Raw genomic sequence first — 21,485 nt, forward strand, 5'->3', positions numbered from 1 at the left:
AAAACTGATAATATATAAAAGACAACATATGAATTTAACTACTAAACTGCTTTTAGGGATTGGTTTGAGTGCTGGTTTTTTAAGCTACGCGCAAGATTTGAGTCAGGTAAGACCTGTATTAACCGGAGCTCCATTCCTTAGAATCGCACCAGATGCAAGATCAGGAGGTATGGGAGATCAGGGTGTGGTAACTTCACCTGATGCATTCTCTCAATTCTGGAATGCTGCAAAATATCCTTTTAGCAGAACTAGTTCTTCTGTAGGTTTGAACTATACTCCATATATGGGAAAATTAACCAATGATGTATTCTTATTGTACGGTGCTTTCCATAAATTTTTAGGTCAGGAAGAAAGATCTACTATTTCTGCAAGTATTTATTACTTCAATATGGGGGAAGTAGAACTTACTGAGCTTGGTGTAGACAATACAGTAACATCTAATGGGGTTTCAAAACCAAACGAAATGTCAATCGACGTTGCATATGCTTTGAAATTATCAGATTCTTACTCTATGGCGGTTACAGGTAGATTCATTCGTTCAGATTTATCTGGAGGATTCAACACTGATACTACACTGAAGCCGGCAAATACTTTTGCGGTAGACGTTTCAGGTTACTATACATCTCCAAAGTTTTCTAGCTTCGGAAATATGGATGGTAAAATAAATGGAGGTTTCTCGATTACAAACTTAGGTCCGAAATTAGACTATACAGGTGATGAGGCTTCTAGATCTTATCTTCCTACAATGGCTAGAATTGGTGTAGGTTACGATATGTATCTTGATGACATGAACAAAGTAGGTCTTTCTGTAGAAGGATCTAAAATCTTGGTTCCGGGATCAGAATTTGTAGGAACAGATCCTAATACAAGACAGCCAATGTACCAAGTTCCAAATGTTGGGGTAATGGCAGGTATCGGAAAATCTTTCAAGAATACCAACTCAATTATGTACAGTGGTGCATTAGAATATTCTTATGACAATGCATTTGCTGTAAGAGGAGGTTATTTCCACGAAAGCGAAGAGCAGGGAGCAAGACAGTTTGCAACTGCGGGTATTGGTTTAAAATACCGTTCTTTCGGTCTTGATGTATCTTACTTAATCAATATGTCTAAAATTAATACAGCATTAGATAACACTATTCGTTTCGGTTTAACTTGGAACATTGGTGATGAAACTTCAAATGTGGATTATTAAAAAACGAATATAAAAAGTTTTGAAAAGCCTCATTTTTATGAGGCTTTTTTTGTTTCAGTACTTTGCTGTCATTTTATATGTGCTTTAATAAAATATTTAAATAAAAATTCACAATTCACGTACGAAGTAAACCTGCCAATTCACATTTAACTCTTATTTTTGTAATATGAACTATTCTTCGGAGCTCAAAAAAATCGTAACCAGCCAATATGTATATTCTTCCATAAGAATTACATTGGCGACGGTGATTCCGTGTTTAGTTCTCTCCTACTTCGGTTTACTCAAAGAATATTTTCTTTTTCCTTTGGGAACCAGCTTTGTTGCATTAACAGATCAGCCGGGACCATTTATCAGACGTAGAAATTCATTAACTTTTGCTATTTTCTGCTTTGTCGTTGTTGCGTCAATTGCGAGTCTGGTGAAAGGAATTATTCCGCTTGTTCTTCTCGAAGTCATTGTTTTCGGAATGTTTTTCTCATTAATCGGAGTTTACGGACAAAGATTAGCCGCTGTAGGTTCGTTAGCATTAGTTGTTTTAGCCATCTTTATTGATGGTCATTTAACCGGAGCCAATATTCTGAAAAGTTTATTGATTTTTGCAGCCGGGTGTATCTGGTTTTTATTGATTTTCCTTATTGTTACTACAATTCAGCCGTATAAACTGGCAAGTCAGATGATTGGTGAAAATTATCTTCAGCTTGCAGAATTTCTTAAAATTAAAGCAAATTATTACCAGAAAAATCCTGATTTCGATAAGCTGAGCTTACAAGTCATTACAAAGCAGATCGGAATTAAAAATCTTCAGGAAGAAACCCGCGAAACTGTTTTTAAAACAAGAACCATCGTCAATGAATCCACAACAATAAGCAGATTATTGATGCTGATGTTTCTGAATTCAATGGACCTTCACGAAAAACTGATGACCTCTGAAAGCGATTACAAAAAGCTTCAGGAAAGTTTTGAAGACACCGAAATTTTAGTTAAAATTCATGACTATTTAAATATCCTTTCCGAAGAAATTGCCAACATCGGCATCTCTTTACAAAGCAGCACACGAGCAAGACCAATTTTCAATCTTGAAGTACGCTTTCATGAGCTTAATGTACATTATTTCGAATTGAGAAATAAGGAAATGACTCCTGAGAATTTGGAAAATTTCATGATTCTACGCCAAATTATGATGCGTATCAACGAAATTACCAAAGAGATCAGTGAGATTTACAAGGTTTTTTCTCAGAACGTAAAACTGGCAAAAAGTCTTTCTACAGGTTTAGATTTAAAGAAATTTATGCCTAAAGAAGAGAAAATTAATTTTAAGGTTTTAAAAAGCAATATTTCTCTTACCTCATCACATTTTCGTCATGCGATAAGAATTACGGTTGCGCTTTTATTGGGATATTTAGTTTCTTTGCTGCCGTTTGTAGAAATTGGTCATACTTATTGGATTTTAATTACCATTGTTGCTATTTTAAAACCTGCCTACTCTATTACCAAACAGAGAAATCTTCTGCGTTTCTACGGAACAGTTGCAGGAGCGGTGATTGCTTATGGTTTATTGTACTTTATTCACATTAATGCCTTGCTTTTTGCTATTCTTTTGTTGAGCATGATTTTATGTTTCAGTTTATTAAAAGGAAGATATTTCTGGGCGGTTTTGTTTATGACAATTTATGTTTTTATGAGTTTTAATTTCTTAAATCCGGGAAATGTAAATGTTATTTTTAAAGACCGAATTGTAGATACTTTTATCGCCGGAATTATCGCTTTTGTGGTTTCGTATATTGTGCTTCCGGTTTGGGAACATACACAGAATTTAGATTTAATGAAAAAATCTGCAGAATCTAATCTCACGTATTTCCACAGCGTAATGTCTAAGTTTTTGAATGATGGTTTTAATGTAGAAGACTATAAAGTAAAACGTAAAAACGCGATCATTTCTTTAGCCAATCTTTCGGATAATTTCCAGAGAATGATTTCTGATCCTAAAAATCAACAGAAAAAACTGGAAGTAGTCCATCAGTTTGTGGCAACTTCACATCTAATTACAGCGTATACCGCATCATTGTCGCAATACGCCAAAAGTGATCAGGAATATCCGGAAATAGACTCTGAAAGCTGGAGCAAAAAAATAGAATCTGAAATGAATCAGGTTTCAGCAATACTTAACGGAGATAAGATTTCAGAAACGTTAAGAATGGACAGCCGTCTTGAGCCAGAAGATTCTTCAATCGAAGATATGCTTCACAAAAGAAAAACAGAACTTCTCGAAAAAGAACATTTCGATACAAGAGATCCTAACAAAATTTCTCACTTAACTGAATTGAAAAATATCCACGATGTTTTGGAACTGATTTATGATGTTGCTAAAGAACAGCGAAAAGTAATTGAAAAGTACAGAAACGAAGAAAATTCTACTCTTCCACAATCGTAAAACAATACTCGTCGAAAAATTCCACTCTTGCTTTGAGCTCGTCTGAAATCTTATCGTCATGAACTCTGCATTTAATTTGATGCAGATGTTTTAATTCAAAGGGTCTTACTTCATAATGCTTTTTCAGCGACCAATGTTTGGAGTGATGAATTTTGTACATACTTTCCTTCACGCTCCAAATAATTGTATAAAAAACAACTTCCGTATCAAAAGGGATAAAACCTCTTTCGTTTTCGTAAGTGAATTTGTCGATTACTCTTAAAATTTTAGGATTAAATTTTTCAATATCAATTCCTATTTTATTTTTAGAAATGGCAATCGCCGCAAAAGGATAAGAATGGGTAATAGAAATTTCGGCATCTTTCGGTGATAAAAATGGTTCTCTTTCTTTATACAGAATTTTCGAATTGGGTTTTAAACTTTTCAAAAGTTTTCTGACCATTAAAACCTCCAACAATTTTTTAGGATGATAATCTTTTACTTTTTCGGCATTTTCGGGTTCTAAAAGCTCATCAATATTAAGTTCATCATTCTCGTCGTATTTCCAGACCAGAATAGTTGCAGTATCATCAGAAAAATCTCGGTAAAGAGGCATGGGTTTGTTTATTGGGTAAAATTAGTGAAAAAATTTTGGTTGGAAGATGGAAGTTGGATGATGGAAGTTTTTGCAACTAATTGCTTTTTTGTTTTTAAACGCAAAGATTTATTAACTTTTATGTTGAATTTAAGGAGCAAAGAATTGCAACAAGTTGCTTATGAAGCATGAAAATAAAAGAGCGCTTCATCAAATCAACTTTGTTGATTATTCTTTGCTCCTTAAATAATACAGTCTGCAAAATAAATCTTTGCGTTTAAACAGAATTTACAAGACTCACTCATAGTTTGTCATGCTGAAAGCATTTAGACAATGTTTAAACGCATAATGTTGAGATGCTTCCAGAATGACAAATTGACCGCAGGAATTTAGATTAAAATTTAGAACAAAAAAAATTCACTTAAATCCTAAGACTTAAGTGAATTTGAATATTATTTAAAAGTGAAAAACTTAAAGCGTAACATGTAAAACATCCAACACCCAGCTTCCATCATCCTACTTACTCTGGTGATTCTGATCGTTTCTATGCTCCATAATTTCAAGATTTTCATCTACAAAATAAGCGCTTCCGAAACCGTTTACATAAGAACCTTTTGTTGGATGAAGACCGATTAAGATAAAATCTTTCATTTCAGAAATTACATCCACTACTTTCCCGTGAGTTTCTTTTAATTGAGCAACTACAGTATTCCAGGTTTCAGAATCTCTTTCAACCTGAGAAGTAGAAGCTTCAATCGTTAATCTTTCTCTTGCATAAATTTGCTTTGTTGCAGACTCATCTTCGATAAACATAATAGAAGTTTTTCTTCCGTCTGCAAGATTTTTGGTATGTTTTGCCATGAAAGAAACTAAAATATAAAAAGTATCTTCTATCTGTACAAAAGGAGCATAGCTAGAATTAGGCGTTCCTTCAGTATCTACTGTTGCCAAAATGATGCTTTTAGTTCTTTCTACCAATTCTTTTACTTTAGGTGCAAGAGGTTTTGCCTGTCTTTGAGCTTCTTCCTGAGTATTTGTATGATTCATAATAGAGATTTATTTTGTGCAAAAATACATTATTTAGATTTAAAACAAATAAAATTAACACTGTATTATCTCATAAAAAGGAAGTTCAAAGCTTGTTTTTGTATCTAAATTATATGTTGTAATTTTGCAGTTTATAATTAGAAATTAAATTATTCATAAGATATGAGTACAACAACACAATACGTTCCTTATAAAGTTAAGGATATTTCCTTAGCAGAATGGGGAAGAAAAGAAATTACCCTTGCAGAAGCAGAAATGCCAGGTTTGATGTCAATCCGTGAAGAATACGGACCATCTCAACCATTGAAAGGAGCAAGAATCGCAGGATGTCTTCACATGACAATCCAGACTGCAGTTTTAATCGAAACTTTGGTTGCTCTGGGTGCTGAAGTTACTTGGTCTTCTTGTAACATTTTCTCTACACAAGATCACGCTGCTGCTGCAATCGCTGCTGCAGGAATTCCTGTGTATGCTTGGAAAGGTCTTAACGAAGAAGATTTCGACTGGTGTATCGAGCAGACTTTATTCTTCGGTGAAGACAGAAAACCATTGAACCTGATTTTGGATGATGGTGGAGATTTAACAAACATGGTTTTTGATAAATATCCTGAATTCACAAAAGATATTAAAGGACTTTCTGAAGAAACTACAACTGGTGTTCACAGATTGTACGAAAGAATGAAGAACGGAACTTTGGTAATGCCTGCAATCAACGTAAACGATTCAGTTACTAAATCTAAGTTCGACAACAAATACGGATGTAAAGAATCTGCAGTAGATGCTGTAAGAAGAGCGACTGACGTAATGTTGGCTGGAAAAAGAGTGGTAGTTTGCGGATACGGAGACGTAGGTAAAGGTACTGCAGCATCTTTCAGAGGAGCTGGTTCTATCGTTACGGTTACTGAAATCGATCCAATTTGTGCGCTTCAGGCTGCAATGGACGGTTACGAAGTAAAAAGATTAGATACTGTAGTTGATAACGCAGATATCGTAATCACTACGACTGGTAACTTCAACATTGTAAGAGGAGAGCACTTCCTTAAAATGAAAGACAAAGCTATCGTTTGTAACATCGGTCACTTCGATAATGAAATCGATATGGCTTGGTTGAACGAAAACTATGGTTCTACAAAATCTGAAGTTAAACCTCAAGTTGACATCTACACAATCGAAGGTAAAGAAGTAATTATTCTTGCTGAAGGTAGATTGGTAAACCTTGGTTGTGCTACAGGTCACCCATCTTTTGTAATGTCTAACTCTTTCTCTAACCAGACTTTGGCTCAAATCGAACTTTGGAACAATTCTGAAGCTTACGGAAACGAAGTTTACATGTTGCCTAAGCATTTAGATGAAAAAGTAGCTGCTCTTCACCTTAAAAAATTAAGCGTTGAGTTGGAAACTCTTTCTCCTGAACAAGCTGAGTACATCGGTGTTGACGTGAAAGGACCTTTCAAACCTGAGTATTACAGATACTAAACAATTAGCAAAAATAGAACGCTTCGGATATTTTTCCGGAGCGTTTTTTTATTAATATTTTTCAAACTCTCAAACTCTCAAACACTCTCACTCTCCTACTCTCAAACTCTATTTCAGGAGCTATTTCCCGCTATCCGCTGTATCTTTTTTCTCCAAAGCTAAACCTCATAGGTTTTGAAAACCTATGAGGTTTCTACAGTACCCCAAAAAAGGATGTCGTTTTTATAGGGGCTAATATTTTACAGCTGACTTCAATAATTTCAAACTCCAATGAAATAATCGTTAACATTAATTTAAAAAATAATATATTTGAATCAATAATAAACAAAAATAACATTTAATGAAAAAACAAGGAGTTTCAAATGCATTCGTTGCAGCATCATGGATTGCTTTAGGAGCCGGAATGGTTGGTTTTATTGTCGGTTTGGTAAGGGCTGAAATGCAACTTAACGAAAAAGGTTACTACTTTACCATCCTACTCTACGGTTTATTTGCCGTAATTTCTTTACAAAAAGCAGTTCGTGACAGATTAGAAAACATCAAAGTCACCGATATTTATTACGGAATCTGTTGGTTTGCTACCATATCATCTATTGTTCTGTTAACTATAGGATTATTCAACGCAACCATCTTACCGAGTGAAAAAGGGTTTTATGCTTTTGCATTTTTACTGGCTTTATTTGGTGCAATCGCCGTTCAGAAGAATACCCGAGACAATATGATGCAGGAATAGAATAACTTAGACTCACCAGATTTGGTGAGTTTTTTATTTTTATATATCTTTATTTCACAAAATATTGATATGCTTAAAAAGTTTTTACCCCTTTTTTTCTTAGTTATTTTTCATTTACTAAAAGCACAGAACGAATTTATCACCATCTGGAAACCGAGTGGTGTAAATGCAGCAATTACAACCTATGTAACCGCATCATCCCAATCATCTGCAAACCAGATTTGGTTTCCGGGGACAGGAACAAACTATACCATTCAATGGGAAGAAATAAATTACCCTCAGCATAATGGTACTTTAACGAATATAACATCTGCCGGTCAAATTTTAATCGATTTTGGAACACCGATAAATCCAACTCCAAATCAGGCGACTTATCGCCTAAAAATAAGTAATGGAAATGGAGTTTTTAGTAAAATACAATTTGCTTCTTTCACCTTAGACCCAAATGGAGCTAAAATCTGGTCTCATCTTGGTAATTCAGACAAGATTCTTGCGATATCGCAATGGGGTAATATACAATGGACTTCGATGTTTAATGCATTTTCACATTGTCAAAGCTTACAGTTAACTGCTACAGATACTCCGAATTTATCAAATGTTGAAAATGCTTCACACCTATTTTTTAACACCAGCAGTTTTACTGGAAATCCTTCAATGGCACACTGGGATACTTCTCATGTAAAAGATTTCAGCTTTATGTTTGCTCATAAAAATATCTATCAACTTGCAGATACATTTAACCCTCCCATTGAAAATTGGAATACCTCTGCAGCCACAAATTTTAAATCACTATTTGAAAACAGAAAAGTTTTTAATCAAAATTTAAATTCCTGGAATACCTCAAGTGTTACTAATATGAGTGCGATGTTTTCAGGCTGTTACACTTTCAATCAGCCTCTTAATAACTGGAATACTTCAAATGTTACAGATATGTCTCTTATGTTTCATGCTATGCTTAACTTCAATCAACCTTTAAATACTTGGAATACTTCAAATGTTATCAATATGAGTCATATGTTTGAGGGCTGTACTGTCTTTAATCAACCTCTTAATAGTTGGAACACCTCAAATGCTATCAATATGAGCCATATGTTTGCTGAATGTACAGCATTCAATCAACCTCTTGATAATTGGAATACCTTAAATGTTACAGATATGAGTGCTATGTTTCATTTGATTCCTAATTTTAATCAACCCCTGAACAGTTGGAACACTTCAAAAGTTACCAATATATCTCATATGTTCCATAACTGTACAGCATTTAATCAACCCTTAGACAATTGGGACACAAGCAAGGTAACTGAGATGAATATTTTTTTGCAAGGTGCAACATCTTTTAATCAAACATTAGCAAGCTGGAATCTTCCACTTCTTACAGCTGCTTTGCTAGCAATTACCCAAACAGGAATAGACTGTACCAATTACAGTGATACTATTTCAGGATGGGCAGATAACCCTAATACAGCAAATAATATTAATTTAGGTCCTCTTATGAATCTTACTTATACATCAACCATTATCAACAAGAGAAATATTCTTATTAATAAAGGATGGATTTTTACCGGAGATCTTGCAGGTGAATGTGAAAAGCTTGCAGTGAATGAAAACACACTAAAAAACAGTCTTTCAATTTATCCTAATCCGACATCAGATTTTATTTATTTAAATAATGCTAAAGATGCAAAAAGTTATATTATTACAGATTTCAGTGGAAGAATTATATTGAAAGATTATTTGGCTAAAGATGTTATAAATATCCAAAGTCTTATCCCTGGAAGTTATATTTTACAGATTATAGCAAATAAAAATATTGAGAATTTTAAATTTATTAAAAAGTAATCTTTATAAAAATAAAATATGCTAAAAAAAATATCCGCTTTTATTCTTTTGCTGTTTTTAGGACAATTTGCAAAAGCACAAAACGAATTTATTACCATATGGAAGCCTACTACAGCTATAAATATGGATGAAATTGTTGCTGCACCCAATCAGGTTTTAGCTAATCAAATATGGTTTCCCGGAGTAGGACAAAACTATACAATAAATTGGGAAGAAATAGGCTATCTGCAACACAACGGAACGATGTCTAATGTAACTTCTACCACTCAGGTTTTAATCGATTTCGGAACCGCCTTAAACCCTGTATCTGATGATGTAAAATACAGAGTAAAAATAAGTAATGGAAACGGAAGTTTTAAACAGATTCGTTTTGGCTTAATAAATCCCAATACGATATCAGACCCAGTGCCAGTATTTGAAAATTTAGGAAGCATAGAAAGAATTCTTGAAGTTGAACAATGGGGAAATATTCAGTGGATATCGATGTACAGCGCATTCGTAAACTGCAGAAATTTGAAAATCACTGCAACAGACATCCCAAATTTCAATAGCGTCACCGATGTTTCATATATGTTTTATAAAATACCTGGGCTTACTGTAAGTACATCTATTGCCAATTGGAATGTTTCTACCATTAAAAACTTTAAAGGCATGTTTGGCGGGGTAGGTAATTCAAATGTTGATACCTTTAATCCTCCAATTAACAATTGGAATATCTCATCAGCTGAAAATTTGAGTCAGATGTTTGGAGGAAGACAGGTATTTAATCAAAATCTTAACGGTTGGAATACATCAAACGTAAAAGATATGAGTAATTTATTTCAGGCAACTAAAGCTTTTAACCAACCTTTAGATAATTGGAATACTTCAATGGTTACCAATATGTCTGGTATGTTTACTAATGCTATTTTTAATCAATCTATTAACAGCTGGAATGTATCTAATGTAACTGATATTTCACATATGTTTCATGATGCAGATTATTTTAACAAACCTTTGTCATCTTGGAACACAAGTAATGTTCAAAATATGAGCGGAATATTTGCCGGTGCAGACAGCTTTGATCAAAGCCTTGGAAGTTGGGATCTAACTTCGCTTACCAATGCAAGTCTTGCCATAAGCGGAGCAGCAATGAGCTGTATTAATTACAGTACGACCCTTACAGGATGGGCACAAAATCCAAATACACCCAACAATATTTCGCTGTCTCCATTACTGATGCTTTCTTATTCGCCGGATGTCGTTGTAGACAGAAATATCCTCATCAGTAAAGGATGGTTAATGCTCGGAGACACCTTGGGAACTTGTCAAACGAAAGAAGGTCTTGCAACTTCCGAGACGGTTTATCTAAAGCCTTCTATTTATCCCAACCCTGCCCATCATGCTATTTATTTAAAAAATATATCCGATGCCAAAAGCTTTATTATAACAGATCTTAGTGGCAGAATAATAATGAAAGATTCATTAAACAAAGATTATATCAATATTCAGACTCTCGCTCCCGGAAATTATATTTTACAAATCATTACAAAAGAAAAAATACAATCCTTCAAATTCATCAAAAAATAATAAAGGCCTCACAAAAAATGTGAGGCCTTACTTTATAAAAGAATTGATTGCCATTGACGAGATTAATAAACCCATTAATAGTAATCATTGAATGTTAAAGTTAAAGATCATATTGATTAGGATGCTTCGCTTTAATATCATCTACAGTTCCCAAAACCTTATCTTTTAAAGTATCCTGATAAACCTGTAGTTTTTGTGCGATTTCTTCGTTTCCGCTTCCTAATATTTTTGCTGCTAAAATTCCCGCATTTAATGCTCCGTTTAATGCAACTGTTGCTACAGGAATTCCGCCCGGCATTTGTAAAATAGATAAAACAGAATCCCAACCGTCAATAGAATTGCTGGAAAGTATAGGAACTCCGATCACTGGTAAAGTAGTACAGCTTGCAACCATTCCCGGAAGATGGGCAGCTCCGCCAGCTCCGGCTACGATTACCTTCAATCCTCTTTCTTTGGCTGTTTTTGCGTAATCAAACATTCTTTCCGGAGTTCTGTGAGCAGAAACTACAGTCAGCTCGTAAGGAATGTCTAAACTTTTCAGAAAATTAGCCGCCAATTCCATAATCGGTAAGTCGCTCTGACTTCCCATAATAATTCCTACCATTTTTTCAATTTTATTAGACCTCAAAGATAAGGATTTTAAAAAAGTGAATCGTCAATTCTGTAACTTCAAAATTCTGCTGTTCTGTACCCATTTGTTCTGACTCATTATCTCTATATTTGCAGACGATTCACTCCATTTTGAAAAATTATAAACTTACTTTAGCGATTCTCACTGTAGCCATTGTTTGGGGAACTACCTTTTTATCTATTCGTGTGGCTGTAGAAACTATTCCGGCATGGTTTGTTGCGGGAATCCGTCAGTTTTTAGCAGGAATAATAATGTTGATGATACTTTTGTTCAGAAAAGAATTCAAATGGATTGGCTGGAAAAATCTAGGGTATCAGATTATTTTTTCAACGTTAATGCTCGTTATTGCCAACGGAATGACTACCGTGGCCGAAGAAACCGTAACCAGTAGTTTAGCTTCATTAATGAGTGCTTGTTCGCCTATTGCAGTCTTTTTAGGAAGTGTGGCTTTTGGATTACAAAAATTCAGCTTTAGGGCCTTAATTGGAATTATACTGTGTTTTAGTGGTATTCTTTTTATATTTTGGGATGGGCTGAATGATTTATCAAATCCAGATTATTTAATGGGCATTATTTTTCTTTTTGCTGCCATTTTAGGATGGGCATCGGGAACTATTTTCACCAAAAAATTAAACCTTCAAAGCAAAAATATCACGCTTAATCTTTTTTACCAATTTCTATTTGCGGGAGTTGTACAGCTTTGTTTTGCTTTTCTTTTTTCAGAAACTTATAATTTCGAAAACTGGAGTATAAAAAGTATTTCGGCAATGCTTTATCTTGCAGTTTTTGGTTCTGTAGCGGCTTTTTTTGCATTTCATTATGCTTTAACAAAAATTTCTCCGGTACAGGTTTCAATTTTAGCTTACATTAATACGATTATTTCTATATTTTTAAGCTGGCTGATTTTAGATGAAAAAATTTCGGCTAAATTTATCATTGCAGCAGTACTGATTATCGCCGGAGTTTTTATTATTAATTATAATCCGGAACTTTTTAAGAGAAAAAAGATTGAAGAAAACTCGATTTAAATAGAGAAATAATTAAATTACATTAAGCAAAGTTTTCTTTTATGAAAAGGTTATTATTTTTAGTTCTGCTTATTTTATTCAATTGTAAAGATGCGAATCAAAATACTAATAATTTAAAAATCGAAAAACCATATCAGTCACCTAAAATAAAATATGGAAAACAATTTTTTGATTATAACAATTTAGACCATTATTATATTGATATAAGTAATAGTACTATTTTAAGTTTATATAATAGTCAAGACAAATCTAAAATCGACAAAATAAAATACGAAGTTATTGCTGGAGAAACTCCAAATGATATCACAGACCAAGAGTTTCTAAAATTCATTGAGAAGATTGGTTATTCTAAAAGTGAAGTTGATTCTTCAAAGTTTAAAGCACTAAATAAAATTTTTATTGAAAAGCCCGAAGAAGATATGGAAGCTAGAGCATGTGCTCCTGTTTACAGAGATATTCTAATTTTTAAAAAGGATAAAAAAGTCAACGGAATTATGAAAATTTGTTTTGATTGTCATCAATATCGTATTTTCGGAACCAGTGCCAATACTAAAAACTTTGGATCAAATACTGATTATTTCCAACTTAAGGATCTTTTAAAATAAAAAAAATAAATGAAAAAAACACTCATCATCTCCCTATCAGTAATCGTTCTTATTATCTTATCAATTACTATTTATTGGAATCTTCCGATAGAAATCACAAGAAAATCTGATATTAAAAACGGAAATAAAATCATTGAAAATATTGAGAATTACCGAAAAAATAGTTACAAACTTCCTGAAGTTAACGATTGGCAAACTTTAGAACAATTAGGATTACAAAAAGATGATTCTTCAAAACCAGTTTACAATAAGGATGAAGCTGGAAATTACGAATTGATATATGATGATGGTTTAGGCGGTCCTTATTTATTATGGAATTCAACAGAGAAAAAATGGACGATTGATCAACCTAAAATTAAATAAAAAAAGACTGCCGGAAAGCAGTCTTTTCAATGTATTTTTAAAATCTTAAGCAATTACTCTTACCATTGCTTTCACCTGTATCAACTTTTCCATCAATTCTTCTCTTGATTCTGCCAAAACATTGATGTGTCCCATTTTTCTTCCGGGTTTGGTTTCTGTTTTTCCGTAAAGATGAATGTAGGTTTCCGGAAGTTTTAAAACCTCTTCCATTCCTTCATAAATTACTTTTCCTGAAAAGCCTTCTGTTCCAACTAAATTCAGCATTCCGCTGTAAATAACGGCATCTGTATCTGCCAAAGGAAGATTTTTTACCACTCGATACATTTGTTCGAATTGCGAATTGGCATTTCCTTCCTGGCTTTGGTGTCCTGAATTGTGAAGTCTTGGGGCCGTTTCATTCACCCAAACTTTTCCTTCTTTATCCAAAAATAATTCAATTGCAAAAAGTCCAGGAGAATTTACTGCATTCAGGAATTTTTCAGTAATTGAATCGATTTGATCTTCAATATCTTCACTCAAGAAAACCGGACAAATATTAAAGTCAAGCAAATTTAGCTTAGGATCAGCAACCATTTCCGTTACAGGGAAAATTTGAGTTTCTCCGTTTTCGTTTTTGGCAACAATTATTGAAAGTTCTTTTTCAATATCAATTAATTTTTCAAGAACAGAATCCTGTATCCAGAGATTTTTCATGTCTTCATTCGTACGGATAACCTGAACTCCTTTTCCGTCATATCCACCTGTATTCATTTTTTGTACGAAAGGAAGCGGCATCTTTATTTCATCTGAACTTCCATCCATAATTTCAAAATCTGGGCTTGGAATATCATGAGCTTTATAAAACTGCTTTTGAAGAATTTTCTGCTGAATGGTTTTAATAATCTGTGCATTCGGAACCACTTTCACCCCTTGATTTTCAAGTTCAGCCAAAGCATCTGCATTTACATGTTCAATTTCAATGGTTACTACATCTTTATCTTTTCCGAAGTTTAAAACTGTTTCGTAATCATTGAAACTTCCTTGTGTAAAATGCGAAATATTATGACAAGGTGCATCTGAAGCCGGATCTAAAGTATAAAATTCATCGTCATACTTCAACGCTTCTTGAATCAACATCCTACCGAGCTGGCCACCACCCAAAATTCCTATTTTCATTTTTACTTTTATTTTTTCTATTAGATTTAATTATTTCTCTAAAAACTTTTTAAACGCAAAGTTTGCAAAGGTTTTATTTAAATACTTTATGTTGTTAAGCTCGCAAAGGCGTTCTACTTAGCAAAGACATCAAAGTTATTATTGAATTTTATCAATTTTCAAATATCCTAATCCCATCGGATTTTCCTGATTCTCAGCATCAGATTTAACTAAAACAATTGAATATTTTTCCTTCATTTTTTCGGGAAGAATATCATTGACATTAAAAATATCATCAATATCAACACCATGTTTGTCATCGATATGACTTACTGCACCTTCAAAACCCATTGTTTTATAAAATTCAGTTTGTTTGGCTTTTTTTACAATATCCGCCATCGAAGTTCCAACCATTAAATGTTGTTCATGAAATTCTTCGAAATAACCTTTTTTGTAACCACCCAAATTGATAAAATACAATTGGTTTTCTGAAGTTTCTTCTCCTTTTTCTACAATCTTCAATTCAAAACCATCAGCAAATTTCACTTCCTGGTAACAGTCTAAATGAATTTTCCCGTCAGCTTCTTTCCAAAAATCTTTCATATCCTGAACCAAATCCTTCAGATTTTCCGCAATCCCAAAGAAAACATCATGTTGTTCTATATTTCTGCCTTTCGGCGTTGCACCAAGAATGATATAAAATAACTTCATTTTGAATTTTATTTTTGCAAAAATACGGCAAAAAATAATCTTGAATGAATGTTTGCCTGAAAACCGCAATAGTTTTATATTTGTAGCATGTCGGAGATCATTATTCTTTTTCTTGGCGCTATCTCGGCCGGGCTTTTAGGTTCACTCACCGGTTTGGGAGGTGGAGTTATCATTATCCCTTTATTAACGCTTGGTTTCGGTGTTCCTATGCATTATGCAATTGGTGCTTCATTGATTTCGGTGATCGGAACTTCTTCCGGAGCCGCCGTTGCATTCGTAAAAGAAGGCTTTACCAATATGAGGATCGGAATGTTTTTGGAGATCGCAACCACTTCAGGAGCAATTGTGGGAGCTTTGGTTTCCGGAATGCTAAATCCGAATACCATCGGGATCATCTTTGCAAGTATTCTTTTGCTTACAGTTATTTTAAATCTTAAAGGAAAACCCGATCATCAGGAAGCTTTAATTAAAGGAAGCCTGGAAGATAAACTGAAATTGTACGGAACTTTCCCCGATAAAGGTGTTGTGAAAAACTATGCCGCAAGAAATACCATTCCCGGATTTTTTATGATGATGTTTGCAGGAGCAATGTCCGGACTTTTAGGAATCGGTTCCGGTGCTTTGAAAGTATTGGCAATGGATAATATGATGAGGTTACCTTTCAAAGTTTCTACAACGACAAGTAATTTTATGATTGGTGTAACTGCAGTTGCAAGTTCATTGATTTATTTCCAGAGAGGAGAAATTATTCCGGTAATTGTAGCACCTGTTTTAGTAGGTGTTGTGGTTGGAAGTTTTATAGGATCTAAAACTTTAATGGTTTCAAAAACAAAAAAACTGAAGACATTTTTCGCAATTGTTATTACGATTCTTTCAGTTTACATGATGTATAACGGTATTAGAAGCAATTTCTCATGAGAAAAGATTTTACAGATGTTGATCTTAACCGTTCTGTTGGAAATCTCCTTCGTTTGGGCGTTATTTTATCGGTTATCACTTCGCTGATTGGTTTTGTGAAGCTTTTCATGGAAGGTTTTCAAATGCCAAGAAAATACAAGCTTCTCGACATGGGAACTTCTTCAGAAAAAGTCTGGAGCCATTTTTGGGAAACGCTTTGCAAAGGTGAAGGAATGGCAATTATTCAACTTGGAATTCTGATGCTTATTTTCACGCCTTTGATGAGAATTATTTTCGCGCTAATCGGTTATCTTAAAGAAAAAGATTATGTTTATGTAATCATTTCTTCAATTGTTTTGGCAATTATGGCGATTAGTTTCTTTACGGGTTATGCGCATTAATTATCATTGATGATTGATCAACGATAATTAATTTAATTCTCATAAAATTCAAGCGGTAAATCATCTGGATCTTGCGTAAAGAAAAACTCTTTTCCGGTAAACTCATCGATGCGGATTTCTTCACAGTTTAATCCTTTTTGAATTAATTCTTCGCGTTTTTCATTAACATTTTCCACAGAGAAAGCTAAATGTCTTAAACCACAAGATTCTGGTCTTGAAGGTCGTTGCGGTGGATTGGGAAAAGAAAAAAGCTCGATAACGTAATGTTCTCCGATGGCTAAATCTAATTTATAAGATTGTCTTTCTTCTCTATAAACTTCACGGATCATATTTAAACCTAAAATTTCGGTATAAAATTTTTTTGAAACTTCGTAATCTGAGCAGATAATGGCGATATGATGGATTTTCATTTAAAATTATTTATTACAGTTTGTTCTTCTTGTATCGATTAAATATTGAATTTTCCAGACGTTATTTTGTTTTACCAACTGAAAACTATTGGCTCCGCAATGTGAGAACTTTCCTTTGTAATAGAATTCGTACGGTGTAAAAACACTCGCCAGATTTCCATCAATGTGAATCGCTTCAAATTTAATTTTTTCGTCTGCATCATTCTTTGATAACTTAGAAAAAGAAGACAGGAAATTTTGTAGTTTTTCAGTTTTCACTACATCATTTTTTGTTATCGTCTGTAAAATTGCATTGTCAGCAAAAACAGATTTTATCATGAGTGTATCTGCATTTTTCATTCCTGTAAAAAGCTTTTCTACACTTTCTTTTATGGCATCATTTTCAGTTTTCTGGGCGAAACAGAACGAACTTAAAAACAACAAAACGATTAAAATTTTTCCCATACTATGAGTTTTAAACTTTAAAATTAAAAAATATATCGTTCATCATCACTGTTTACATCAAAACTGGCACGAAATTACCTGAAAATATCTTATTTTTATTTTATATCTTAAGAAATATGTGGGAAACTTATCTTGTTCTAAGTGCTTTATTACTGATTTTAACCATATTGCCAAAAATTCCGAGTCCGCATTGGATTTTTCGGTTTCCTGATTTTGGTAAAATTCAGATCACTTATTTTACAATCATCACTTTTGCTTTAGGATTTATTATTGAAAAGACAGACTATTTCTGGTATCTGCAAGGTCTATTATTGGCAATGATTATTTATCACGGAATTACGCTGATTAAATATACTCCGTTTTATAAAGTTAAAAAGCATCCACAAACCGATCAATCTTCAAAGAAATACCACTTCATTTCTGCCAATGTTTATCAGTTTAATACCGATTTCGAAAAATTTATTAATCTCATCAACAAAAACAAACCGGATATATTTCTAACAATGGAAAGCAACGGCGATTGGGAAAAAGCGCTGCAGGTTTTAGAAAAAGATTATCCGTACCAACATAAAGTCACACTTGAAAATACCTGCGGAATGCATTTTTATTCTAAAATAAAAGTTGAAGAATCAAAAACGCATTATTTTGTAGCGGATGATATTCCGAGTATTGAAGCACATTTAAAAACCGAAGATGGTTTTGAATTTGTATTTTTTGGAGTTCATCCTCCTCCGCCAAGTCCGACCGAAGAAGAAACTTCAAAAGAAAGAGACGGCGATATTCTCAGTGTTGCCAAAAGAGTCACCAAAATAAAAAAGCCGGTGATTGTTGTGGGAGATTTCAATAATGTTGCTTGGTCTAAATCTTCCATTTTATTCAGAAAAACAAGTCATTTGATTGATCCCAGAGTCGGTCATGCTTTTGTATCTACTTTCCATGCAAAATACTGGCTTTTCAGATTTCCTATCGATCTGATGTTTCACAGTGAAGATATTTTCATTAAAGATTTAAAAACTTTAGAAAATTTCGGTTCAGATCACCTTCCGATTTATTGTGAATTCTTTATCGATCATCACAATGATGATCAGGAAGAACGTATAGAACAAGCAGATTCTGAAGAAATTGCAGAAGCCGAAGAAATGATCGAAGAAGGAAAAAAAGAAGATGGAGAACGTGATTCAGTCGTTACTGAAGATTAAAAGTGTAAATTAAGTTTAGCAATTCCAATGAAATAATTATTCCTGAATAAGAGCTGATTTCTTTTTACTTCTGAGATAAACACTTCCTGTAAACATCACGAAAAGAACACCAACGATGAATCCGCCGATTACATCTGTAAACCAATGTGCACCCAAATAAATACGCGAAACAGCACCCAAAACAATCATCGCCGAACAGATTGCAGAGATCATTATTTTCCAAGATAATTTTAAAATTCCCGATGAAATTGCAATCACGATCAATGTTCCGAAAAAAGCAGTATAAAACAAAACATGACCGCTCGGAAAGCTTTGATAATGCGTTTCTTCAACAATTCTTACAAAATCTGTCGTAGGTCTCGGACGATCGATAAGCATTTTTAAAACATAACTTACACCGCCTGATAAAAGACATGACAAGACAAAAAGAGATTCTTTGGTATATTTAAATATCAAGAAAATCAAAGAAAATACAACAACCATAACTGCTGCAACATACACAGTCCCCAACCAACTAAAGCCTTTCATTAAAACGTCTAAAATTGCACTTGGCTCTTCCTGCAGTTCCTGAGAAACAAGAAGATCCCAGGATTTTGGAGAAGAATCAACCACATAAAAACTCAAAAAAAGAAAAACAACGATAAAAAAAATAGAAAAACACAGAAAAAACGTTTTTCTTTTATCTTTGAGATAGGTTGAGAAATCACTCAGAAATTCATTTTTGAAACCCATATTACATCTTAAATTTGAATTGTTTTAATTTAATTATCATTTGGGCTGCAAATTTGATGCAAATTATTTTATAGAAGAAAGATTATCTTTTTTTAAATTTAAAAAAGATAAATAATTTTCATATCTATAAACCTATAGATTGATTCCAACTGAATATGAAAAAACAAATCGCAAAAGTTATAGGTTCAGGAATACTTGCCAGCTTTTTGGCAGGAACTCTTTTTATGATCGCGTTTTTAATCATAATTGATATGCAAACTCCAGATCATTATGATGATGGCAGACCGAAAATGAACTGTTTTGGTGGTTTGCAATACGGAATCGCAATAGGAATTCAAATACTGATAGCTTTTCTTAGTTTACCTGCCTTTTTAATTCTGTTCAAACAAATCAGAAAAAATAAATACTTTGTATTTCTGGCATTTTTCGCAGGCTATTTACTTTATCTGTCATTAATTTTAACAAGTCTTCCTGAATTTTCAGGCGAGGAATATTTTATCATTATTCCTTGGGTTAACTTTTTAGTTTGGTTTTTTTATTATTTTAAGTTGAGAAAGATGATCAACAGCAATTGATTTTTTAATGAAAAACCTTCAAAACTAATAATTGGAAGTAAAAATATGAAACACAAGAGAGATAAAAACCTTAACAACTAAAATAATACTTGGCAAAGAGAAAAAAATCAAAAAAGAATTATCTAATTTATTTGGTCTTTTTTTCCGATTCTGTAAAGCTCTTAAAAAAACAAAAACAGACAAAACAAAAGATACAAACGTAAGTGGAAGAATCAATCCGATATTAAATGCAAAATTATAAGGTGCATATCCCGGAATGACACCGAACCATTCTAATCTATAATATCCAAAAATAAAAATTAAAGCAAAAGCTAAATTTGCAATTACTATCAATAAATAATCTATAAACTGAGCTTTTACTTTAATTTTCATAAAATACATTCTAAAATTTCATCACATCCTTCACTACTCCATTTTTCTGAGTATGTTGAAGCAATTCAGCTTCGATGAAAGTTTTTATTTTCTCCTCTGAACTATCATTTGGAAACAGTAAATGAACATTTGCACCTGCATCTAAAGTGAAAAATAACGGTAAGTTGGTTTCTCTTCTGAAATCCCAGATTTTATTGATCACTTCTAAAGTTCCTGTTTTCATTAAAATAAATGCAGGGTCGCTCATCATCATCATTGCGTGAAGCGTCAATGCTTCGTGTTCTACTAATTTTATAAAATTTTGTAAATCTCCGCTTTTCAAGATCTCTTTCATCGGAACAAAGTTTTCTCTTGCTTCCTGAAATCTTCTTTCCGCATATGGATTGGTATTCATCAAACCATGACCAACTGTAGAAGATACGCTTTTTACACCTTCATGAATCAGTAAAACCCAATCGTTAAAATCTTTGAAAATATCATGAATTTCAGAATTCGGATATTGTACTGCAAACAAATCTGAACTTCCTTCAACCTCATCAGATTCGCCCCAAACAACCAATCCGTTGTAAAGGCTTCTGCAAGCACTTCCGCTTCCTAATCTTGCTAAAAAAGATGCTTTTGTTAAAGATTCTTCATCAGGATTTTTTCCGGAAAAACTTTCATCCAATTTCATCAGACATTTTGCAATCGCTCCAAAACCTGATGCTGAACTCGCAATTCCTGAACTGTGAGGAAATGTATTTTCTGTTCTGATAACATATTTTCCTTTTAAAATCCAAGGAAGATACTGTTCGATACTTTTAAAATATTTTTCAATTTTTTCGGCAAACTTCACTTCTTCGTTTCCTGATAGAAAAGTCTGAACAGAAAATGTTTCATTGGCTAAAAATTCCATCTCTGTATTTGTTTTACAATGGTTTAATGTAAAACTGATACTCGGATTTGCCGGAATTTGATCCTTATATTTGCCCCAATATTTAATCAAAGCAATATTCGACGGACAGCTTTCTGAAACCGTTCTATTTTGTATCGTAAAATTTTCTTTTCCTAAAAATTCTTGTGTTGTCATCGTTTAATTACTAAACTTTTAATTTTATACCTTTTGTCTCAACCTAAATC

Annotated in this window: 23 protein-coding genes; 13 read left to right on the forward strand and 10 right to left on the reverse strand. The window is 33.3% G+C overall.

The annotated features are described in order from the left end of the window. Window positions 1-28 precede the first annotated feature (28 nt). Together porV and FDY99_RS04855 are read left to right on the forward strand one after the other, a co-directional pair. Window positions 29-1,195, forward strand: a complete 1,167-nt coding sequence (gene porV / locus FDY99_RS04850) for a type IX secretion system outer membrane channel protein PorV (protein WP_139419620.1) — start codon at window positions 29-31, stop codon at window positions 1,193-1,195. 166 nt (window positions 1,196-1,361) lie between these two features. Continuing rightward, entirely contained in the window at window positions 1,362-3,626 is a 2,265-nt protein-coding gene (locus FDY99_RS04855) for an FUSC family protein (RefSeq protein WP_139419622.1), read from the forward strand. Here the strand turns inward: FDY99_RS04855 and FDY99_RS04860 are convergent. Together FDY99_RS04860 and FDY99_RS04865 are read right to left on the reverse strand one after the other, a co-directional pair. Continuing rightward, window positions 3,607-4,221 (reverse strand): 4'-phosphopantetheinyl transferase family protein, encoded by a 615-nt coding sequence (locus FDY99_RS04860; protein WP_139419624.1) that lies wholly within the window; start codon window positions 4,219-4,221, stop codon window positions 3,607-3,609. The genes FDY99_RS04855 and FDY99_RS04860 overlap by 20 nt on opposite strands. Before the next feature lie 495 nt (window positions 4,222-4,716). Continuing rightward, window positions 4,717-5,247, reverse strand: coding sequence for a HugZ family pyridoxamine 5'-phosphate oxidase (locus tag FDY99_RS04865; protein WP_139419626.1), 531 nt, complete (start codon window positions 5,245-5,247; stop codon window positions 4,717-4,719). A 162-nt stretch (window positions 5,248-5,409) separates the two neighbouring features. On the opposite strand from FDY99_RS04865, the gene ahcY reads away from it, so the two are divergent. The 4 genes from ahcY to FDY99_RS04885 all read left to right on the forward strand — a co-directional run bounded on the left by ahcY (window position 5,410) and on the right by FDY99_RS04885 (window position 10,864). Beyond that, window positions 5,410-6,723: an adenosylhomocysteinase gene (ahcY, locus tag FDY99_RS04870; protein ID WP_139419628.1), complete on the forward strand. Its 1,314-nt coding sequence runs from the start codon at window positions 5,410-5,412 to the stop codon at window positions 6,721-6,723. Window positions 6,724-7,063: 340 nt separating this feature from the next. Then, window positions 7,064-7,456, forward strand: coding sequence for an inner membrane protein YiaA (yiaA, locus tag FDY99_RS04875; protein WP_115949027.1), 393 nt, complete (start codon window positions 7,064-7,066; stop codon window positions 7,454-7,456). Between the two features lie 69 nt (window positions 7,457-7,525). Continuing rightward, a complete protein-coding gene (locus FDY99_RS04880) occupies window positions 7,526-9,295 on the forward strand; it encodes a BspA family leucine-rich repeat surface protein (RefSeq protein ID WP_139419630.1) in 1,770 nt (589 codons plus the stop codon). Between the two features lie 18 nt (window positions 9,296-9,313). Next, window positions 9,314-10,864, forward strand: coding sequence for a BspA family leucine-rich repeat surface protein (locus FDY99_RS04885; RefSeq protein ID WP_139419632.1), 1,551 nt, complete (start codon window positions 9,314-9,316; stop codon window positions 10,862-10,864). Window positions 10,865-10,964: 100 nt separating this feature from the next. On the opposite strand, the gene purE is transcribed toward FDY99_RS04885, so the two are convergent. Continuing rightward, a complete protein-coding gene (purE, locus tag FDY99_RS04890) occupies window positions 10,965-11,468 on the reverse strand; it encodes a 5-(carboxyamino)imidazole ribonucleotide mutase (RefSeq protein WP_139423763.1) in 504 nt (167 codons plus the stop codon). A gap of 137 nt (window positions 11,469-11,605) precedes the next feature. On the opposite strand from purE, the gene FDY99_RS04895 reads away from it, so the two are divergent. The 3 genes from FDY99_RS04895 to FDY99_RS04905 are packed head-to-tail and all read left to right on the forward strand — an operon-like array spanning window position 11,606 to window position 13,491. Then, a complete protein-coding gene (locus FDY99_RS04895; protein WP_139419634.1) occupies window positions 11,606-12,523 on the forward strand; it encodes a DMT family transporter in 918 nt (305 codons plus the stop codon). A 41-nt stretch (window positions 12,524-12,564) separates the two neighbouring features. Beyond that, on the forward strand, window positions 12,565-13,128 hold the full coding sequence (locus FDY99_RS04900) for a hypothetical protein (protein WP_139419636.1): 564 nt from the start codon (window positions 12,565-12,567) through the stop codon (window positions 13,126-13,128). A gap of 9 nt (window positions 13,129-13,137) precedes the next feature. Next, entirely contained in the window at window positions 13,138-13,491 is a 354-nt protein-coding gene (locus tag FDY99_RS04905) for a hypothetical protein (RefSeq protein ID WP_139419638.1), read from the forward strand. Between the two features lie 45 nt (window positions 13,492-13,536). Here FDY99_RS04905 and FDY99_RS04910 read toward each other — a convergent pair whose 3' ends face one another. Together FDY99_RS04910 and FDY99_RS04915 are read right to left on the reverse strand one after the other, a co-directional pair. Then, on the reverse strand, window positions 13,537-14,646 hold the full coding sequence (locus tag FDY99_RS04910) for a 5-(carboxyamino)imidazole ribonucleotide synthase (protein WP_139419640.1): 1,110 nt from the start codon (window positions 14,644-14,646) through the stop codon (window positions 13,537-13,539). A gap of 138 nt (window positions 14,647-14,784) precedes the next feature. Further along, window positions 14,785-15,336, reverse strand: a complete 552-nt coding sequence (locus FDY99_RS04915; RefSeq protein ID WP_139419642.1) for a DUF1543 domain-containing protein — start codon at window positions 15,334-15,336, stop codon at window positions 14,785-14,787. An 87-nt stretch (window positions 15,337-15,423) separates the two neighbouring features. Here FDY99_RS04915 and FDY99_RS04920 point away from each other — a divergent pair, with 87 nt between their 5' ends. Together FDY99_RS04920 and FDY99_RS04925 are read left to right on the forward strand one after the other, a co-directional pair. Beyond that, window positions 15,424-16,254 (forward strand): sulfite exporter TauE/SafE family protein, encoded by an 831-nt coding sequence (locus tag FDY99_RS04920; RefSeq protein ID WP_074229788.1) that lies wholly within the window; start codon window positions 15,424-15,426, stop codon window positions 16,252-16,254. Further along, the gene (locus tag FDY99_RS04925; RefSeq protein WP_074229789.1) at window positions 16,251-16,634 is read left to right on the forward strand and encodes a DUF1634 domain-containing protein; all 384 of its coding nucleotides are present in this window, start codon (window positions 16,251-16,253) and stop codon (window positions 16,632-16,634) included. Before FDY99_RS04920 ends, FDY99_RS04925 begins: the two co-directional genes overlap by 4 nt. A gap of 32 nt (window positions 16,635-16,666) precedes the next feature. On the opposite strand, the gene gloA2 is transcribed toward FDY99_RS04925, so the two are convergent. Both gloA2 and FDY99_RS04935 read right to left on the reverse strand, forming a co-directional pair. Further along, complete coding sequence (gloA2, locus tag FDY99_RS04930) at window positions 16,667-17,044, reverse strand: SMU1112c/YaeR family gloxylase I-like metalloprotein (RefSeq protein WP_074229790.1); 378 nt, start codon at window positions 17,042-17,044, stop codon at window positions 16,667-16,669. A gap of 6 nt (window positions 17,045-17,050) precedes the next feature. Further along, window positions 17,051-17,488: a nuclear transport factor 2 family protein gene (locus tag FDY99_RS04935; protein ID WP_139419644.1), complete on the reverse strand. Its 438-nt coding sequence runs from the start codon at window positions 17,486-17,488 to the stop codon at window positions 17,051-17,053. A gap of 116 nt (window positions 17,489-17,604) precedes the next feature. Here FDY99_RS04935 and FDY99_RS04940 point away from each other — a divergent pair, with 116 nt between their 5' ends. Next, complete coding sequence (locus FDY99_RS04940; RefSeq protein ID WP_139419646.1) at window positions 17,605-18,687, forward strand: endonuclease/exonuclease/phosphatase family protein; 1,083 nt, start codon at window positions 17,605-17,607, stop codon at window positions 18,685-18,687. Window positions 18,688-18,723: 36 nt separating this feature from the next. Here the strand turns inward: FDY99_RS04940 and FDY99_RS04945 are convergent, their stop codons facing one another. After that, the gene (locus FDY99_RS04945; protein WP_139419648.1) at window positions 18,724-19,419 is read right to left on the reverse strand and encodes a phosphatase PAP2 family protein; all 696 of its coding nucleotides are present in this window, start codon (window positions 19,417-19,419) and stop codon (window positions 18,724-18,726) included. A 155-nt stretch (window positions 19,420-19,574) separates the two neighbouring features. On the opposite strand from FDY99_RS04945, the gene FDY99_RS04950 reads away from it, so the two are divergent. Next, the gene (locus FDY99_RS04950; protein ID WP_139419650.1) at window positions 19,575-19,994 is read left to right on the forward strand and encodes a hypothetical protein; all 420 of its coding nucleotides are present in this window, start codon (window positions 19,575-19,577) and stop codon (window positions 19,992-19,994) included. Between the two features lie 24 nt (window positions 19,995-20,018). Here FDY99_RS04950 and FDY99_RS04955 read toward each other — a convergent pair whose 3' ends face one another. Both FDY99_RS04955 and FDY99_RS04960 read right to left on the reverse strand, forming a co-directional pair. Further along, window positions 20,019-20,366: a hypothetical protein gene (locus FDY99_RS04955; protein WP_139419652.1), complete on the reverse strand. Its 348-nt coding sequence runs from the start codon at window positions 20,364-20,366 to the stop codon at window positions 20,019-20,021. Between the two features lie 10 nt (window positions 20,367-20,376). Further along, entirely contained in the window at window positions 20,377-21,435 is a 1,059-nt protein-coding gene (locus FDY99_RS04960; RefSeq protein ID WP_139419654.1) for a diphosphomevalonate/mevalonate 3,5-bisphosphate decarboxylase family protein, read from the reverse strand. Window positions 21,436-21,485: the final 50 nt, after the last annotated feature.

Origin of the sequence: Chryseobacterium mulctrae (genome assembly GCF_006175945.1) — a bacterium.
GTDB classification, from domain to species: Bacteria; Bacteroidota; Bacteroidia; order Flavobacteriales; family Weeksellaceae; genus Chryseobacterium; species Chryseobacterium mulctrae.

Excerpts from the sequence above, each read along its gene's own strand:
- porV (WP_139419620.1), top strand. The coding sequence starts at position 29 with ATGAATTTAACTACTAAACTGCTTTTAGGGATTGGTTTGAGTGCTGGT.
- FDY99_RS04855 (WP_139419622.1), top strand. The coding sequence starts at position 1,362 with ATGAACTATTCTTCGGAGCTCAAAAAAATCGTAACCAGCCAATATGTA.
- FDY99_RS04860 (WP_139419624.1), bottom strand. The coding sequence starts at position 4,221 with ATGCCTCTTTACCGAGATTTTTCTGATGATACTGCAACTATTCTGGTC.
- FDY99_RS04865 (WP_139419626.1), bottom strand. The coding sequence starts at position 5,247 with ATGAATCATACAAATACTCAGGAAGAAGCTCAAAGACAGGCAAAACCT.
- ahcY (WP_139419628.1), top strand. The coding sequence starts at position 5,410 with ATGAGTACAACAACACAATACGTTCCTTATAAAGTTAAGGATATTTCC.
- yiaA (WP_115949027.1), top strand. The coding sequence starts at position 7,064 with ATGAAAAAACAAGGAGTTTCAAATGCATTCGTTGCAGCATCATGGATT.
- FDY99_RS04880 (WP_139419630.1), top strand. The coding sequence starts at position 7,526 with ATGCTTAAAAAGTTTTTACCCCTTTTTTTCTTAGTTATTTTTCATTTA.
- FDY99_RS04885 (WP_139419632.1), top strand. The coding sequence starts at position 9,314 with ATGCTAAAAAAAATATCCGCTTTTATTCTTTTGCTGTTTTTAGGACAA.
- purE (WP_139423763.1), bottom strand. The coding sequence starts at position 11,468 with ATGGTAGGAATTATTATGGGAAGTCAGAGCGACTTACCGATTATGGAA.
- FDY99_RS04900 (WP_139419636.1), top strand. The coding sequence starts at position 12,565 with ATGAAAAGGTTATTATTTTTAGTTCTGCTTATTTTATTCAATTGTAAA.
- FDY99_RS04905 (WP_139419638.1), top strand. The coding sequence starts at position 13,138 with ATGAAAAAAACACTCATCATCTCCCTATCAGTAATCGTTCTTATTATC.
- FDY99_RS04910 (WP_139419640.1), bottom strand. The coding sequence starts at position 14,646 with ATGAAAATAGGAATTTTGGGTGGTGGCCAGCTCGGTAGGATGTTGATT.
- FDY99_RS04915 (WP_139419642.1), bottom strand. The coding sequence starts at position 15,336 with ATGAAGTTATTTTATATCATTCTTGGTGCAACGCCGAAAGGCAGAAAT.
- FDY99_RS04920 (WP_074229788.1), top strand. The coding sequence starts at position 15,424 with ATGTCGGAGATCATTATTCTTTTTCTTGGCGCTATCTCGGCCGGGCTT.
- FDY99_RS04925 (WP_074229789.1), top strand. The coding sequence starts at position 16,251 with ATGAGAAAAGATTTTACAGATGTTGATCTTAACCGTTCTGTTGGAAAT.
- gloA2 (WP_074229790.1), bottom strand. The coding sequence starts at position 17,044 with ATGAAAATCCATCATATCGCCATTATCTGCTCAGATTACGAAGTTTCA.
- FDY99_RS04935 (WP_139419644.1), bottom strand. The coding sequence starts at position 17,488 with ATGGGAAAAATTTTAATCGTTTTGTTGTTTTTAAGTTCGTTCTGTTTC.
- FDY99_RS04940 (WP_139419646.1), top strand. The coding sequence starts at position 17,605 with ATGTGGGAAACTTATCTTGTTCTAAGTGCTTTATTACTGATTTTAACC.
- FDY99_RS04945 (WP_139419648.1), bottom strand. The coding sequence starts at position 19,419 with ATGGGTTTCAAAAATGAATTTCTGAGTGATTTCTCAACCTATCTCAAA.
- FDY99_RS04950 (WP_139419650.1), top strand. The coding sequence starts at position 19,575 with ATGAAAAAACAAATCGCAAAAGTTATAGGTTCAGGAATACTTGCCAGC.
- FDY99_RS04955 (WP_139419652.1), bottom strand. The coding sequence starts at position 20,366 with ATGAAAATTAAAGTAAAAGCTCAGTTTATAGATTATTTATTGATAGTA.
- FDY99_RS04960 (WP_139419654.1), bottom strand. The coding sequence starts at position 21,435 with ATGACAACACAAGAATTTTTAGGAAAAGAAAATTTTACGATACAAAAT.